This is a genomic window from Enterobacter cloacae complex sp. 277I4 (assembly GCF_050031465.1).
In the GTDB taxonomy this organism is placed as follows: Bacteria; Pseudomonadota; Gammaproteobacteria; order Enterobacterales; family Enterobacteriaceae; genus Enterobacter; species Enterobacter cloacae.
Genome location: NZ_JBLGWC010000003.1, coordinates 21,101 through 36,241 on the forward strand (window position 1 = coordinate 21,101; position 15,141 = coordinate 36,241).

The 15,141-nt window shown below is 51.3% G+C and carries 17 protein-coding genes; all 17 read right to left on the reverse strand.

Annotation, left to right across the window (positions count from 1 at the left end; translation table 11 throughout):
- Positions 1 to 14 precede the first annotated feature (14 nt).
- Positions 15 to 494 (reverse strand): hypothetical protein, encoded by a 480-nt coding sequence (locus ACQG19_RS26545; RefSeq protein ID WP_001405921.1) that lies wholly within the window; start codon positions 492 to 494, stop codon positions 15 to 17.
- 21 nt (positions 495 to 515) lie between these two features.
- Entirely contained in the window at positions 516 to 3,338 is a 2,823-nt protein-coding gene (gene traG, locus ACQG19_RS26550) for a conjugal transfer mating-pair stabilization protein TraG (RefSeq protein WP_001007039.1), read from the reverse strand.
- Positions 3,335 to 4,708, reverse strand: a complete 1,374-nt coding sequence (gene traH, locus ACQG19_RS26555; RefSeq protein ID WP_000944331.1) for a conjugal transfer pilus assembly protein TraH — start codon at positions 4,706 to 4,708, stop codon at positions 3,335 to 3,337. Before traH ends, traG begins: the two co-directional genes overlap by 4 nt.
- The gene (gene trbF, locus ACQG19_RS26560) at positions 4,695 to 5,087 is read right to left on the reverse strand and encodes an F-type conjugal transfer protein TrbF (protein WP_000660699.1); all 393 of its coding nucleotides are present in this window, start codon (positions 5,085 to 5,087) and stop codon (positions 4,695 to 4,697) included. Before trbF ends, traH begins: the two co-directional genes overlap by 14 nt.
- Positions 5,068 to 5,415 carry a P-type conjugative transfer protein TrbJ gene (gene trbJ / locus ACQG19_RS26565; RefSeq protein WP_001309242.1) on the reverse strand — a complete coding sequence of 116 codons (348 nt, stop codon included), beginning with the start codon at positions 5,413 to 5,415 and terminating at the stop codon, positions 5,068 to 5,070. Before trbJ ends, trbF begins: the two co-directional genes overlap by 20 nt.
- The gene (gene trbB, locus ACQG19_RS26570; protein WP_000059831.1) at positions 5,345 to 5,890 is read right to left on the reverse strand and encodes a type-F conjugative transfer system pilin assembly thiol-disulfide isomerase TrbB; all 546 of its coding nucleotides are present in this window, start codon (positions 5,888 to 5,890) and stop codon (positions 5,345 to 5,347) included. Before trbB ends, trbJ begins: the two co-directional genes overlap by 71 nt.
- Positions 5,877 to 6,161, reverse strand: a complete 285-nt coding sequence (traQ, locus tag ACQG19_RS26575; RefSeq protein ID WP_000624194.1) for a type-F conjugative transfer system pilin chaperone TraQ — start codon at positions 6,159 to 6,161, stop codon at positions 5,877 to 5,879. Before traQ ends, trbB begins: the two co-directional genes overlap by 14 nt.
- 118 nt (positions 6,162 to 6,279) lie before the next feature.
- Entirely contained in the window at positions 6,280 to 6,624 is a 345-nt protein-coding gene (gene trbA, locus ACQG19_RS26580) for a conjugal transfer protein TrbA (RefSeq protein ID WP_000556796.1), read from the reverse strand.
- A 13-nt stretch (positions 6,625 to 6,637) separates the two neighbouring features.
- Positions 6,638 to 7,381: a type-F conjugative transfer system pilin assembly protein TraF gene (gene traF / locus ACQG19_RS26585; RefSeq protein WP_001030371.1), complete on the reverse strand. Its 744-nt coding sequence runs from the start codon at positions 7,379 to 7,381 to the stop codon at positions 6,638 to 6,640.
- Entirely contained in the window at positions 7,374 to 7,631 is a 258-nt protein-coding gene (locus ACQG19_RS26590; protein ID WP_000864353.1) for a conjugal transfer protein TrbE, read from the reverse strand. Before ACQG19_RS26590 ends, traF begins: the two co-directional genes overlap by 8 nt.
- A 26-nt stretch (positions 7,632 to 7,657) precedes the next feature.
- On the reverse strand, positions 7,658 to 9,508 hold the full coding sequence (traN, locus tag ACQG19_RS26595) for a type-F conjugative transfer system mating-pair stabilization protein TraN (RefSeq protein WP_000821856.1): 1,851 nt from the start codon (positions 9,506 to 9,508) through the stop codon (positions 7,658 to 7,660).
- A complete protein-coding gene (gene trbC, locus ACQG19_RS26600; RefSeq protein ID WP_001080256.1) occupies positions 9,505 to 10,143 on the reverse strand; it encodes a type-F conjugative transfer system pilin assembly protein TrbC in 639 nt (212 codons plus the stop codon). The genes traN and trbC overlap by 4 nt, the downstream gene beginning before the upstream one ends.
- An 8-nt stretch (positions 10,144 to 10,151) precedes the next feature.
- Positions 10,152 to 10,457, reverse strand: a complete 306-nt coding sequence (locus ACQG19_RS26605) for a hypothetical protein (protein ID WP_000224416.1) — start codon at positions 10,455 to 10,457, stop codon at positions 10,152 to 10,154.
- A gap of 29 nt (positions 10,458 to 10,486) precedes the next feature.
- Positions 10,487 to 11,479: a conjugal transfer pilus assembly protein TraU gene (traU, locus tag ACQG19_RS26610; RefSeq protein ID WP_000830838.1), complete on the reverse strand. Its 993-nt coding sequence runs from the start codon at positions 11,477 to 11,479 to the stop codon at positions 10,487 to 10,489.
- Complete coding sequence (gene traW / locus ACQG19_RS26615) at positions 11,476 to 12,108, reverse strand: type-F conjugative transfer system protein TraW (RefSeq protein ID WP_001203728.1); 633 nt, start codon at positions 12,106 to 12,108, stop codon at positions 11,476 to 11,478. The genes traU and traW overlap by 4 nt, the downstream gene beginning before the upstream one ends.
- Positions 12,105 to 12,491, reverse strand: a complete 387-nt coding sequence (gene trbI, locus ACQG19_RS26620) for a type-F conjugative transfer system protein TrbI (RefSeq protein WP_000214084.1) — start codon at positions 12,489 to 12,491, stop codon at positions 12,105 to 12,107. The genes traW and trbI overlap by 4 nt, the downstream gene beginning before the upstream one ends.
- On the reverse strand, positions 12,488 to 15,118 hold the full coding sequence (traC, locus tag ACQG19_RS26625; protein ID WP_000069777.1) for a type IV secretion system protein TraC: 2,631 nt from the start codon (positions 15,116 to 15,118) through the stop codon (positions 12,488 to 12,490). Before traC ends, trbI begins: the two co-directional genes overlap by 4 nt.
- Between the last annotated feature and the right edge of the window lie 23 nt (positions 15,119 to 15,141).

A 15,141-nucleotide genomic window follows, 5' to 3' on the forward strand; every position in this document is an offset into this window, starting at 1 on the left:
ATACAAATTAAGATTCACTCATCATATCGTTTTGAACTATAACCATATGAATTACCACCGATATCCACACCAATACCTGACATAGGTAACCCTGTTGCAGGATTAGTACGATGAAAATCCATATTATCAAAATCCAGATGCAAATCTTCATTAGTTTGTTCATTTACCTGAGATTGCATCCATTCTCTTACGCTTACACAACCACTAACTCGCCTTAATTCGTATAGTGTACCAATGATAAAAACCATCAGGCTTAATAATGGAGAGAGTAAGGAAGATACTGGCATCGTTATATACCAAACGCCTTTACTAAACTTAAACTCATCCGACACATTCCGTTTTTTTCGTATTTGAGAGAACAACCATATAAACAGTCCCTGCCATAGTACTATGAAGAACAGCATAAAAATTGTTTCGGCATTCCCCCAACTAGCCAGATAACAGGCGATAAACTGTATCACCGTTACCAGAGTAATATGGGTTAAACATCTCATTATCATCTCCCAAAAACAGCATTATTGCTTATACTTATCCTGATATTCCTTTGCCCTTTTCATCAGTTCCTGTGGACTGTCAGCCCCGGGCATTCTTTCCTGAGCCGACTTTTCTTCATTATATTTATTATTCTGAGATAATGCCTCTGTTTTATGGTGATTCTGCAGTTCAGAATACTGTCCTCTTACAATATTTTCCTCGCCACGTACGCTGTTCTGAGTATCACCTATATTCCCTTTATATTCTGTGACCATATTATCAACCTGATGTTTTACATCATTACGGATATTACTGTCCTGCGTTCTTTGATCAATAATGGCCTGATGCCCCTGATGGTCAGCAATAATATCCTGACTGCCACCACCCGAAGGTACGCTCTCCATTCCTTTACCAATATCACCACGGGATTCCCGCCAGGCATTATCAACACCAGGCTGTACCTGTTCCTGCACAAAAGACCAGGCCATCGCCCGACGACGTTCTGCAATCTCCGGTGAACTGGTGTTTGTCAGAATAGCTTCTGCATCCTGTGGCGCGTGTTTCATTACATACTGTGCAAACTGTTGCGACAGGTCTTCACTCATCTGCCCACTCATGCTTTCAGTACGGGATGCCATTTCAGCATATTCATGGCTGCGGGTCATATTCGTCGTGTACTGGTCGTAACTCTGCTTCGCTGAATTCAGGGCTGCAGACAACTGATCCACACGGGAATCAGCATTATTGTCCGTATGGCTGCCGGACTCACTGACCTTGCGACTGGTAAAATAATCGCTGGCCTCTTTAAAGTCTTGTGTAGCTCTGGCATCGATATCATGACGAGCATTATGGCTCGACTGAGTATTACTACTTGCCGTATGCGCATCATTATCTTCCCAATCAATACCAGCCCGACCACCACCTCTAACGCCTAATCCTCCACCAACACCAAGAATTTTAGGTTTAACCCCCCATTCAGCATGAGCATCTCCATACATCCCGGCAGAAGCTCTCGTACTTCTGGATGCCAGTTCCTGAGTCGCCTGCTCATTACTGATATTATGCGCCTTCGCATAGCTTTCCACTGCACTGCGCATACGGCTGGCCATCATGGAGTCCTGTGCGCTCATCGTGCTGTCAGCACCACCTGTGACAGAATCACTGCTCCCCCGGTTAGAACCAAACTGGCTGAGCGAGTTCCAGGCACTGGCAATACTGCTGCTGAACCCATGCAGGGCGCTTTCTGCTCTGTTCGACGCCTCCCGGGCCATTTCCTGTTGTGCCGCTGCAATCTGACGCGTTGCATTGATACCGACCGGTAACCGGGACATCGCCCCGCTCGCATCCATCACCATATTACCGTCACGGGTCTGTGTGGCAGTTGCGCCACTGCCGGTCTGGTACATCATCTGACCAAACGACGTGGTGCTGTTGGTGCTCCAGCTGAAGCCGTTCACGTTTTCCGTCTGCATGTTGCCGTAGGAGTAATTACCGTCAACCACACTACCTGCCGCACTGGCAGTCGGGCTGATAGCAGAGGAAGCGAAATGGCTGTACACGCTGGAAAAACCTGCGCCAAGGCCTTTTACCATCATCCATGACAACGGGGGTATCATGACAGATATATATCCGGCAGTGGACGCCAGGTCGGAGTATTTCAGCTGTATCTGAGAGAGTTCAGAGAGCACGACCGGTGCACCATTCTGCTTTGCATAGAATGTCATGGCACTGTTCAGAATGGCATACAGCAACGGCCAGGTCTGGAACCACATCAGAGCAAACACATAGCCTCTCAGAACAGACAGCGTCAGTCTGTTGAAGACAGCCGCCAGTACCAGGAGCGGGAAGATACCAATGGTAATGCCCACCAGAATGGTCTGCACCATCGGCAGGTTTCGCATCAGCACATGACCAATGGAGACATGTGCCAGACGCTGTTTCTCCATCGACGAAGTCGTGGCCAGACTGACCAGGCTGGCGGTATCACCGTTACGGGCTGCATTACTGGTGATACCCTCTTTCAGGGCATTCATGGTGACGTTCTGGCGCATAATATGACTGGCAGACTGGCTGGAGCCGTAGAAATAACTGTAACTGTCACTCACCAGTTGCCTGAATAACAGGTCCGGGTCCGGTCTGCCGCCAAATATCTGCTGCACATAATAATGCCAGGTCTTGCCTCCCGTCTTTGTATCGAGATTCAGCCTGTCTTTCAGCGTGACCGACGCATCTTTACAGGTTATGAAATTATTATTGCTGTCATAAACGCCCCGTAGCGGGCTGGGCCGGGAAAAAATCAGCGTGTAGGGGTCAGCGGAGGCCATCAGGTCTTCCAGCGTGTATTTGTGGTTCAGGTAAATATCCCCCAGCACGCAGTTCTGGACGTAGTCCTGAAACAGATTGATGATTTCCGGATTCCGGGACAGAAAATCGGTGCTTTTCACAATCAGGTTCGCCCCGAACAGCATGCCTGTCTTGCTGTAGGTGGCGCTGTCAGGCTGGGTGAATATCATCTCGTAACTGGCCACCATTGCATGCCCGATACGGGTCGTCAGTGAAAGTGGCATCGCCAGTCCGACAGGCACATTATCCACCCGGTGAACCTGGACCAGGTCACTGTTATCAATAATCTGCACCGATGTACGGACATTAACCAGCAGGCTGATAAGCACAAACACGGCCACCCAGCCCAGCAAATCCATCACGTTGTGCCGCTGTACCCACATCACGGCCACCGCGAGAACAGACAATGTGAGCGCAATTTTTTCGATGGAATCCCACGTCCGGGTCCCCATAAAGGCGGCAATGGCGTTCAGGTTATTGCGTAACCACTCACCACCGGCAATCACATAGACTTCATTCACAGCGTGCTCCCTCCGAAGTGATAGTTGTTCTGGTAACGGCTGAGCATGCGGGCGGAAAGCTGCTGGCGCATATAGCTCATCTGACGGTCAACAACCAGCAATGCATCCTGCTGGACCTTTACCTGCCCCTGGAAAACCGCAATCTGTTGCTGTGCCTGATTCAGATTCTCCAGCACACTGTCCAGCACGGTCTGTGGATAGTTCCCGGTGGCAATCATGGCCCGGGCCTGCTGAAGCAGTTCCTGAATGTACTGGAGCATGATGTCGTAGCCGATATAGTCCGTCAGCTGGTAAACCACGCTGCTGGATACACCGAGCATCTGCGGGTCAATAAGATATTTAAAGACGGGGACGGTGGTGCTGGAAATGAAGCCTTTTTCCCTGTCATCCAGTGGAGTATCACTCACCGCTTTATTCTGAATACTGGTGAGCAGTTTTGTAATCTGTGATTTCAGGGCTTTATCCCGGGCGATGGTCACATTTGCATCCGCCACCACCTTCAGACACTTGTCCGAATCGTTGCAGTGATAAACTTTTGCCGTTCCCCCCTCCATAATCGCCCGGAGGATATCGCGGTCAGTGGTACGCGCCGGCAGGGGGGTAATCTCGCTGTCTTCCCCAAAAATCAGCGTACCGGTGAGCGTCATAATAAATTCTTTCAGTTCTTTGTTACCATCAAGCATCCTGTTTTTGGACAGCGAGTCCCAGATGATATTGATGTTCTTCAGCACCCGTTCCTTATCTTTGTCACTGGCCTTGTCACGAACAGACGATGACTGTCCTCCGACCGTGCAGCCCTGACGGGACGCGGCCCAGTCAGCAAAAATATTGCTCTCACCGGCAATGTCCTGACAGACCTTCTGCTGTGACACCTGAGTCTGAGGAAATAATCCTCCGACAATCCCCTGCGCCACCTGACAGGAGCTGAGGTTCATACTGTTAATGTCGCTTGCCATTTTCTGCAGGAAGTCTTTTGCGGTTTTGATTTCCGGCACCGTTGCCTGCAGGGCAAGGTCAAAAAAGTAACCGGCAGCGTTGCTCATAATCTGCTTAACAAAACGCTGCAACTGATCGCCATTAATAAAACTGAACGAGCCGAGATAGGCGTCGATGCCGCCACATCCGGCATTGATATCCGGCAGCGTCATGGAAATCAGCTGGATATTTTTGACCTGGGTGCGGGCATACAGGGAGCCACCATAGGCATACCCGGCGGCCTGCCCCTGCCAGACGCCCGGTTGTGTGGTATTGGAAGCAAATCCCAGCTTATTAAAGAACTGATTCATGTCGCTGTTCACATCCGCTGACGCTGCGGGTGTGACCGTCAGTAAAGCGGCACAAAGAACCAGAAGAGGTTTAATGCGAAGCATTATTGCCACCCTCCCTTAATTTCTTCTCCCGGCGCATACGGCGTTTCAGCCGGAATATTCTGATCCCCCCGTTTATTAATTCATTTAAAGGGTTCCTGACGTATACGATAAGAAATCCACCTGCAAACGCCCATAACGTATACGGAATGACATACATCAGGATGTTCCACATATAACGAAAATTATTTAATTCCGGGTCAGCTTTCCACGAATCAATACAGGCATCAAAAATACTATGCATAATCACCCATAAAAAAGTTCCGGCAGCAACGAACACAAAAAACAGATCAAAATATATATCAGAAACCCTGCGTTCATAATCATAATCCCGTTTAGTTTTTCTGTTTTTTAGTTCCGCATCATTTCTTTTTTCTTTCATTATAAGTTTCCTCTGATATTTCCGATGATTCATTCAGACCGTTCATGCGGCTGTAATATATTTCAGACACCGAAATCCATCCCACAATTGCCCCCACAAAAAACACAACAGAAACAGAAAAGGTAAGACACAGCGAAACGACAATTTCCACAGGGCTGGCGGGATAAAAAAGCCCCTGACGGATAAAGGGGATATTCAGGCTGACGATTATTCCCGTCGCGATGCCGGATATTCCGGCAATGAGTAACACCACCTGCTTATTTCGTACCTTTTTCCTCTCCGTACATCTGCAGAACGGTATCCATCCGCGCCATAAAACTGGCGGCATCCGTTGCCCCCTGCAAAAGCGGTAATGCCTCAAGTGTGTTGACGTTGACCAGGAAGGTAGTCGGTGTGGCCACCGGGATATTCGGGAAGAAGGTCTGCATCACGTCCGGTGGCACCGGTAATGCTTCCGGAAAGGCGGTATCCCCCTGACCATCCAGGGTGTAGGGAAAAACGGAAAAGCCGTACTGCTGTGCCAGCTGTTTCAGTACCGGGTCAAACTGGTGACAGTAAGGGCAATGCCCCTGCATAAACAGCACCACCTTCCAGTCGGCCAGGTTAACCTGCCTGCCGTTGCTGAGGCGGAACCAGCGGGGAGCCGGCTTTTCTGTTCTGGCTGATGTGTCTGCTGCCGGTTGTGCAGGCTGCACGGCCATACCCTGCGGATTCCAGAGTCGTTCAATTTCATCCCGGGTGGAGGCCTGCACACCTGTGGCCATCATCAACAAAATGACCGGCAGTAATTTAGTGAGAGACATGTCCGCCCTCCTGCTGCCCTTCCATCATGGCCTGTTGCCTGGCTTCCAGTGCCTCACGCTCTTCCAGGCTGACACGTGCAATCCATGCATCCAGCACCTGGTATGCGCCGAACAGCACAAGGATGGCCGCAATCAACTCCGCCAGAAAAAAAGCCATCCAGGGTTTGCTGTAAACAAGACGGGCGACGATATGAAACCAGACACCCAGGGAAAATACCCACATTCCCGTAATATCAAGCCGGGGTAAAGAGAATCTGTATTTACTTATCATGTTAAACTCCGGTTATTATTTACATGAGAGTATTCATGTCTGTAATATTCGCGTTTGTGTGATATTAATCAGATCAACCTCATTATTTTGTATGGTTTTTATTACCGTTTTATATGACTTAGCCTGTCATAAGCCCCCTTATAAAAAACCACATCACTCCGGACCATGCTGATGACAACATAATACAAACAAACATCCTTCTGAAACTGTCAAACTTCGTGATAACCGGTATGGTACTGACTGCCATTGAAACAACCGGTACGGCACACTGATTCATAACCGCACCACAAAGAAACAAGAAATTATCTGGCAGCATACATACACTTATGACATTTACTACAAAGAAGACAAACGAGCTCAGCAGATAAACTCCTTTATTATTTGGTCCTGTAAAGAAATAACCAACAACCCCCACGATAAACAGGCTGGCACCTGTAAAAAAACACAAATCCCCTGTATGCATATATAACCTTTGGTTAAAAATTCGGTTTAAAATCTTCAGAAACGTTCAGGAACTGTTTTGCCAGGTCGTCCTGTGAAATAAAGCCGTATGATAACGGGCGAACACTGCCCTGTTTCGGGTCAACCAGCATCATGGCCGGGAAATATTTCACACCGAGGCGCTGCGCCTGCCCCTGGTCAGTCCGGGAATCCGGCAACAGCGGATTAATCACGCCATCCACGGAAACGGGAATAACACTCAGACCATAGGTATCCCTGAAGCCATTAATGACCTGCGCCAGTTGCCCGTCGATGGGGTCCTGCCCCCGGTAAAAGAACATGATGCCGTAGTGTTCAGCCAGTTTCGCAATGGCCTGTCGCTGCTGCGCCTGGTCTGCCGCCAGCTGGTTCCGTACCGTGCCGTTGTAATGGCTGTACTGCAGGTTATAGTCCAGTTCGGGATGTGCCAGCATGGCCTTTTTAGCACTCATGGTGAAAAGCCCGGCCTGCTGAGTCCAGTAATTCTGCAGCCGGAAATATTTAACAAAATTATCCACGCCGGGATACAGAATGGCTTCGTACAGCGCCCGCTTTGTTGCCGTCTGCAGCGCGGCCAGTTTCTGCATAATATCCGGCTCCTGACGGGGGGCTGCAGGTACAGGTTTATTTTCTTTTTCCTTCGGATTTATTTTCTCGTTATACCACTGCCAGCCTGCATCTTTCCCTGACGCCGGAAAAATAAAGCAGCAGAGTAACAGTGGCAGTAATGCTTTATTCATCTTCATTCCTTTCATCATTTTTTCTTTCATCATCTTTCTGCAGGCCAGTCAGGGCAGAAAAACAAAAATACAGAATAAACAGGAGCACACCGGAGTAAAGGATAACGAAAGCAGCGGCAAGCATCCCGTCTGCCGTGGTTTCTTTTACCGTATCCCACGACCAGATAATTACCGGGGAAATGACAATCGCTGTAATCGAAAGCCGGATAAGAAAATCAACAAGACGATTAGAAGTGAATATAACTTTCATCATTTCCCCCGGTTATTTTCCATACCTTACTGTCCTGCCTGTTTCAGCTGGTCAGCAATCTGCTCTTTCACTTTCTGCGTCAGAACGCCACTGTCCGGGATTTTCTGGTTATTCATCAGGTCTTCGTAGAAGTTAGTGAAATCCAGTCTGTCGAACTGAATTTTCTGCAGCTCATCAACCGTAATCCCCCGACAGTCAGGATGCTTCGCACTGCCAAACCCGATACGCAACTGCCCGTTACGCCCCTGCTGCTGGACTATCTGCGCCAGCTTCGAATCAAACTGGCAGTAGCTGCGCTTTTTCTGCAGACAGACACCCAGCACTTTCTTCGAACAGAACTCTCCGACACTGACGGTCAGTTTGTTGTCCTTTGCCTTTCCCAGCGCCTTTTCTTCGCTGTTGCACTTCGCCAGACCCACATCCTGACCCCAGCCACCATCCTTACAGCAGTTACTGAAGCCGGCTGCGGCCTTACGGCAGAATTTCGCCTCACCCGTGAAAGCCCTGACATCCACACCATTCAGGGCGGCAACATCCTTACCTGCGGCGGCAAGCGCAGCCAGCTGTGATACTGCTTCACCAAAATCACTGCTTTTTCCGCTCTGTGCCTTATCGCATTCACCGTCAAGGCAGAAGACATCACCACCACAGACCATCACTTTTCCTGATGTTCTGGACTCGCAGGAGTACGTGGCGTACTCATGCAGACAGGTTCCCTCATCGGAATAAAACGCGCACTGACGTGAGGCCAGCGTACAGGCCGGATTATCGACATATTTCTGACAGGTGCCGTTATCTGCGGACTGAGTGACATATTTATCCCGGTATGCCCAGCATGCCTGTGTGATGTTCCAGGGTTTACCTTCCATCACTCCGGTTTTCGTACCACCCGGCTCTGAACACTCAGTGCCTGTCAGCACGCCATCCGCTTTATTAAACGGACAACTCTCCACCCACTCCACCCGGGGAACCCATTCTTTATCACGGACCTTCATCCTGAGTTTCAGCGTAAAGGTGGAAGCACCACTGACAAGCGATTCATAGACTTTCCTGTCACCATTCCCGTGCGGGAGGCAATTACCGTTAGCAGTACAGCCACTACCGGTCAGAACCTGCCCCTGTGTCACCTGCAAACCTGTCGCCCCGGACAGGGGGTAAGTATCCGACTGCCCGTTTGCCAGGCCGACATTAAAGGTTGTATTCATGAAGGTATAACGGGAGTTCAGGAAGAAAAAAGCGGCGTATACAGACAATGATGCACTTTCCACTGTACCGGTTACCGGAGCCGTGACACTGAACACCAGTTTCAGCCCGTTCATACTGAACCGGAACTGTGAGTGCGGTATCGTCACTTCACGATATTCATCCGTGTATTTCCAGTCCCCGGTGATACTGGCAGTCCGTGTGCAGTACTCCTCCACCATCGTGTCCCGCTCACAGGTATAGTTTGTGAATTCACTGCGGTTTATCTCCTGCGCACTGCACTGCTGTCCGGTATTTCCCACAATGCTGTCAGCCCGGTTCACCACATCCCTGCCGGTCTGAATGAACGGTGCATCCGGTGACAGAATGTCTTTCGGCTTGTTCATGAAGGACTCTGTGATGGTTTTTCCGGTTTCACCGGTCGCCCATTCCGTGGTGCCGTCATTTTTCAGGCCGCCATCCCCGCCGGCAGTCACGCCACCGTAATATTTTGTCTCGTCCGGATTCGCGTTATAGCTGGGGATACTCTCCTGTGGCTTAAAGCCCTGAATACTGCCTGTACCCTGCCCCTGAATCTGACGGGCAAAATCAGAACCGGCCCGGTAATCACTGTTGCTGTCAGCCTGTGCCATGCCGGCAACCAGAGCCAGTATCAGAGGTAAAATACGTTTCATTTCCCGGAATCTCCTTTCCCTGCCAGTAAATCATGAGCCACCTGCCGGCAGTCACCCGTGGCGGCCACTTTCTCCAGCGCCTGGCCGACCCGCAGGTTTCCCCGGATGATGTCGTATCCCTGACTGCAGAACACCACCAGTGCCGGTACACTGCGAATGCCGTACTGTGAAAACAGCGTCGGGTCGATCTGAACACCATCAGTCGCGCCGTCTTTCACCAGGGACAGCACGGCTTCAGCGGTGGTCTTCAGGTCATTGTTCACCATGCCCCGCAGTGTGGCGGGTATACCGTAGTGCCGGGTTTCGCCCAGCATCCGTTTCAGCCCCTCTTCGGGAATGGAAAACGACACAAAATACAGGGCACCCTGCCGGGGTTTCCCGTCCTGCGAAGCCTGCTGTTTACGAACCAGCTCATCCAGAAAATGGTTATCTGAACGCTGAAGGGGGTTTTCCAGCACCTGTTTCTCCGCCCAGGCTTTCAGCTGATGGTCAGGTTTCTCTCGCAGTTGTCTGCTTAAATTTTCCTGCTGCTTCAGGAACTGGCGGTTTTCAGTTGTGTTCACATTTTCTGAAGCATGAACAGCAAGATGCATCCCTGCTGTCAGAGCAAAAAGTGCAAATATTTTCCGGTTCATGATATTTCTCACTTTCTGCTATTTACAGGCATGAACTCATCAGAAAAAAGATAATTGAGAAAAACAGCCACAAACGCACATGTAAATGTCACCTTCAGATATAATCTGACAAGTGTCACTTGTTCTGATATATCTGCGTTCTTCCATTCATGAATAATTTCAGCGAGAAAACTGTCAGGTGCAAAATAAAATAATATAACGGGCACTATTACAAGACCAAAAGGAAATAATTTTAATGTTCTGCTTATCAGCCTGAGCAGTACAGCACTTATTTTCCTGAGGTGCTGAATATATTTACTGTCCATTGTTGCCATTTTCATTTCCTCTTATTCATTAAAATGATTTACAGGAATACACAGTTACGTTTACGCCACATCAGGTAGCCGAAGTTTTTCTTTGTGTTGGGCGGATTTTTTCCCGTCTCCCAGCGCATCACACTGCGCCCGAACGGATGGCACTGTCCGCTGTCCGGATACATATTCACCATCTGATAACGCCAGCGTTCTTTAGGCAGGATTGGGGACGGATATTCATTACAGACGGCGTTATTTTTCCCGATGGTTTCCATAATCATGCCCTGACGGTGTAGTTTGAACGCCATGCGTTCACTGACCAGCAGGGAGGACTGCAACGGACTGGACTCATTACTCACCCAGCCATTGAACGGGTACATACTGCCCTGCGAACCGGCACACCAGAACAGAACATCGAGAGGCATATTAAAGGCGCTGGCAATGGCATCTGCTGCACAGGCCCCCTGTGCTATCGGATTGGCAAAGATGACAGCTTCCGGATTGAGAATGGTGGTCAGGCTGCTGTCCGTCCAGGTGGGGTCAATTTCAGAAAGATAAGCGATATCCAGGTCACCACCTTCCAGACAGCCCAGCGATGTGATGATGTTAAGCCAGTACGTCAGCGGGTATTTGTACCAGTGAACGTGATAGAACGCCCCGTTCACCTGCTTCTCATCCTTTTTCGCCGTTCCCTGTGCCGTTTTACCAAAAGCCGGCAGGCTGAAGCCCAGGTTCACCATGCATCCCGGTGACCGGGTGACGTCCGTCAGCGCCATCGGCTCCCAGTAACCAATGGCCAGCCCGATACGCCTGAACAGCGGCGGCGGTGCCGGACAAATCTGAATGGGCATCGACGGGTTCGCCGTGTCGGGGACCTTACCCTGACTGACTTTGATACTGCCCAGCGAGAGCGGGAAAATACAGCTCCAGCAGATATCCGTGATCGGGTTTACAAAACGCCCCTCACAGGCAGAATCCGCAGATGCCGCAGGGACATGACCGGCGAGAAGGAATAACATCAGCAGCCACAGGCTTCGCTTCATTTTCTGCCCTCCTCTGCCGGAATAAATTCCACCTTCAGGAAGCGATCGCCGGGAACGGCGCTCACCCGTGCCGGGACCTGATCAATGCCGAGGCGCTGGCAGAGCACACCGTTCTGGTCAAAGTAAACACGGCTGTCCAGAGACTTCTGCATCTCCGGGATACTGCCCTGCACGAGGATAATTTTGCTCTCCAGTGTGGGCGGCGTCTGGCGTTTCATCCAGGCCACCTGCGCCGGATCATCGCCATTGATGAAATACAGCGTCTGGTTAAAAGGCACATACTGCAGCGGATTCATCACTTCACCCTGACGGGCAAACACCCGCCCTTCGTTATCCCGGATATCCGCAGCCAGTCTGACGGACGGGTCAAACAACCGGCTGCTGTATTTCTCCGTGCGTCCGATACCGGGCACGGCAGGGGGCCGCAGACTGTTGCGGATCACCCGCTCCTTAAAGGCATCCATTTTCCGGCCCATCTCACCGGACTGCTCCAGTGCCGTCAGGCGCTGCATGATCACCGTCAGCATGTCCGGCTCCTTTACCGGCCACAGATCGCCCCAGGTGCCAAGATCGGCGGCGGCCACACTCTGCCCCCATATCAGCAGGGCAATCAGCCCCCGGCATCTCATGGTTCCGCTCTCATTCGCCGGGCAATATCCTGCTGGATTTCCCGGGTGATATCCGGAGCCCCCTGTACCACGGCAGGCGACACCAGGATGACCGCGTGGTGTTTCTGCTGCCACGCCTGCAGGCTGGCTTCCAGTGCCGTGTTAAAACGCGCTGAAAGGGCTTTTGACTGTGCTTCTGACAGTTGTTTCTGACTGGCGCTGTCAAAAAACGCATCCACGGTCTGTTTCATGTTGAAGGCGGCAGTCACCGGTGCGTTCAGTCTGACAATGCCGTAACTGACGGCTGCGTTCAGTAACACCATTGCCAGGCATCCCGGCACCGTCCACCACCAGTGGCTGCGTCGGGGGGCTGTAACATCCGTCGTTTTTTGCGTTGTGGTCATGCAACACTCCTGTATTTCTCATGTTCTTCCAGCCAGGCTTCCAGCGAAGCCATCTCCGGCCCTGACTTCTTCCACGCCAGCTGCCACACCGCCTCATGAATACTCAGCCCCTCTTTACGTTTCTGCTGCACAAACTCAAAATCCGGGCCGTCAGAGCTGTACATGGCGCGGCTTAACGGGTCCACAAACAGGCGGTGCCAGGAGGAATGGTTTTCCACCTGCAGCAGGAAGGAACTGAACCACTGGTCTTTGGCCGCACCAAACTTACCAATCATGTCGCGCTGCAGTGGCTGGAACTGGTCCGGATACAGCTGGTTGTATTTTGCGAACTCCTTCGCACTCTGTTTGAGGATAATTTTGTAGGAGGAGTTACCCCATGCCGCACGGGCCGCACTGGAGGCCTTGTCAGAGTCAAAGTCGACGATGTTCTGTGTGATGGTGATATAGGCACCGGTATGACGGCGGGCGGTACGGTAACCTTTCTCAATAAACTCACCGACCTTGCGATTTTTGAAGTCCAGCAGACGCCAGCCTTCATCAATAACGTTCAGTTTCTTGAGGTTACGCGGCGTGCGGTACATCCTGTTCTCGATGTAGATAATCAGGGAGAACATCACCGCAACCAGCAGTGACGGACGGTCTTCCAGTCCGCCCAGCTCCAGCACCACCATTTTCGCATCATCCCGCAGGGACGGCTCATCGGAGTTAAAATACTGGCCGTAAGTGCCGTTGGCAGTGTACTGGTCAAGCAGCACAATCATTTCGTCCAGACGGCTGCGGATGGTCGGTGACCCGGCATACTGCTCGCTGTCACTGGCGTTTTTCAGGAAATCCACCACGTCATCAATACGTGCCCTGTTCTCTTTGGCCAGCCAGGAGGCCCTGACCGCCTGCAGCAGCAGACCTTCATGCACTTCATCCAGGTTACCGTTGGGGCTGGCCATCACTGACAACTGGTCACGGACACGCTCCGCTGACTGGTCAATATCGGTGATGTTCGCAAACGGGTTAAAACGCAGGGTTTCACCGTCCAGATATACGCCACCCATGTTCTCACACAGGGACTTGTAGCCATCCCCCATGTCGAACACCACGGCAAAGCCCCCGGAGTCCAGCACGCTGCGGATAAGTGGCTGTATCAGCCCGGTTTTACCGGCCCCGGAGGTGCCACAGACCGCCATGTTGTAGTTGGTGTTATTCATCCCCCGGAAGAAAATATCGATAAACGCCAGCTGGTTACGGTAGGTGGGTGCCAGCAGACCTGCCGGTGTCAGGGGGTTATCCGCCACTAACGGCATCAGGTTGGCAACATTAAAGCTCTCTGCGCGCTGAACCACTCCGGCCTCTTTCAGCTGTTTAAACAACCCTTTCCCGGCCATAAAGGGCAGACAGGTCAGGAAATTGCGCATGTGGTTAAAGCGCGGTGAAATCAGCTCAAAACCGTTTTTACGGAAGCTGTTCAGGATGTCCTGCTCCACTTCCAGCGCCGTTTCATTGTTGTCCTTGCAGAATGCTGTGATGTTGAGGAAGTAGGACACGACAGAAGACTGACCGGAGCCCAGACGCTGACGCAGTTCCCCCCACTCCTTCGCCTCTTTCTCCACGGACGGAAACCATTTGGCATAGGAGGTCTTCGACTTTTTCTCCAGGTCCATGTACTTCAGGTTGGCTTCGCTGTGGGTTTTCACCTGGTCTTCCACCACCAGAGTCAGCGTCAGGATGAACGGACAGGAGATGGACAGTTCCGGGTTCAGCAGGTTGCTGTAGTTGTCGGCCATATTCCACAGGAAGGCGATTTCCGGGTTACGGGCCAGATGGAAATTCAGGATACGGGCCGTGCTGTTCCTGCCGTTCTCACGCAGGCCCAGCGTCAGGTAATCAGCCCGGACATTCAGGTCAAAACTGTCCTCCACACACTGATAATTCAGATCAGAATACGGGTCCAGCTGACGTCTTTTCGGGTACAGGGAGTCCGGGTTATGGTTAATCATCTCCCCGACAATATCGATAAAGGCCTGTGCATCCACCGTCTGTGTGGCGATACTGGCCCCCTGTAACGACGCCCGGATGATTTTCACCAGGTTTTCCATTTCCAGAATGTCAGCCCGGCTTTTTTTCTTCGAGGGAGAACAGTACGAGATAAATACCCGGTAATGGCGCAGGGTCAGGGGCAGATTCATCCCCTCCGGCAGCGGAAACTGTGTCGCTGCCGCTTTCATATAATAGGCCCGGGTAATGGCGTTAAACCGTTCAGCCTGTTCACCTGACCAGGAGAACTCACGCAGCCCGTACTCAATCCTGTCACCAACCAGCTGACTGGACATCAGATGGATACACAACGGAATACCGCGCGGCAGTTTGGTGCGCAGCATGTGATCGAGTGCCTCCACAATGGACTTATTCGCCCCATTGATGGGAATGGCTTCCAGCATAAAGCCCATCGTGGTGTCATTCATGAACAGACCGGATTCCTGGTTGTAATCACGGTACGGCAGCAGACGGCTGAACTGCGGGAAGCTCATTTCGCCCAGAACTTCATTGGCCTTTGCGGATTCGTCAGGCAGTTTCAGTGCTGTGACGAGGGAGTTAACCGCCTGAGTGACGGCCTCAAGTGGGTTATTACTCATATGAGTATTCCTTAGTGCGTTTA

Bases quoted from the DNA above. Each gene is read 5' to 3' on its own strand.
- traQ (WP_000624194.1), bottom strand. From the start codon at position 6,161: ATGATAAGTAAATACAGATTCTCTTTACCCCGGCTTGATATTACGGGA.
- trbI (WP_000214084.1), bottom strand. From the start codon at position 12,491: ATGACCACAACGCAAAAAACGACGGATGTTACAGCCCCCCGACGCAGC.
- traW (WP_001203728.1), bottom strand. From the start codon at position 12,108: ATGAGATGCCGGGGGCTGATTGCCCTGCTGATATGGGGGCAGAGTGTG.
- traF (WP_001030371.1), bottom strand. From the start codon at position 7,381: ATGAATAAAGCATTACTGCCACTGTTACTCTGCTGCTTTATTTTTCCG.
- traU (WP_000830838.1), bottom strand. From the start codon at position 11,479: ATGAAGCGAAGCCTGTGGCTGCTGATGTTATTCCTTCTCGCCGGTCAT.
- traC (WP_000069777.1), bottom strand. From the start codon at position 15,118: ATGAGTAATAACCCACTTGAGGCCGTCACTCAGGCGGTTAACTCCCTC.
- traH (WP_000944331.1), bottom strand. From the start codon at position 4,708: ATGCTTCGCATTAAACCTCTTCTGGTTCTTTGTGCCGCTTTACTGACG.
- ACQG19_RS26590 (WP_000864353.1), bottom strand. From the start codon at position 7,631: ATGAAAGTTATATTCACTTCTAATCGTCTTGTTGATTTTCTTATCCGG.
- traN (WP_000821856.1), bottom strand. From the start codon at position 9,508: ATGAAACGTATTTTACCTCTGATACTGGCTCTGGTTGCCGGCATGGCA.
- trbJ (WP_001309242.1), bottom strand. From the start codon at position 5,415: ATGCCGCCAGTTTTATGGCGCGGATGGATACCGTTCTGCAGATGTACG.
- trbC (WP_001080256.1), bottom strand. From the start codon at position 10,143: ATGAACCGGAAAATATTTGCACTTTTTGCTCTGACAGCAGGGATGCAT.
- trbA (WP_000556796.1), bottom strand. From the start codon at position 6,624: ATGCATACAGGGGATTTGTGTTTTTTTACAGGTGCCAGCCTGTTTATC.
- ACQG19_RS26605 (WP_000224416.1), bottom strand. From the start codon at position 10,457: ATGGCAACAATGGACAGTAAATATATTCAGCACCTCAGGAAAATAAGT.
- trbB (WP_000059831.1), bottom strand. From the start codon at position 5,890: ATGTCTCTCACTAAATTACTGCCGGTCATTTTGTTGATGATGGCCACA.
- ACQG19_RS26545 (WP_001405921.1), bottom strand. From the start codon at position 494: ATGAGATGTTTAACCCATATTACTCTGGTAACGGTGATACAGTTTATC.
- trbF (WP_000660699.1), bottom strand. From the start codon at position 5,087: ATGAAAGAAAAAAGAAATGATGCGGAACTAAAAAACAGAAAAACTAAA.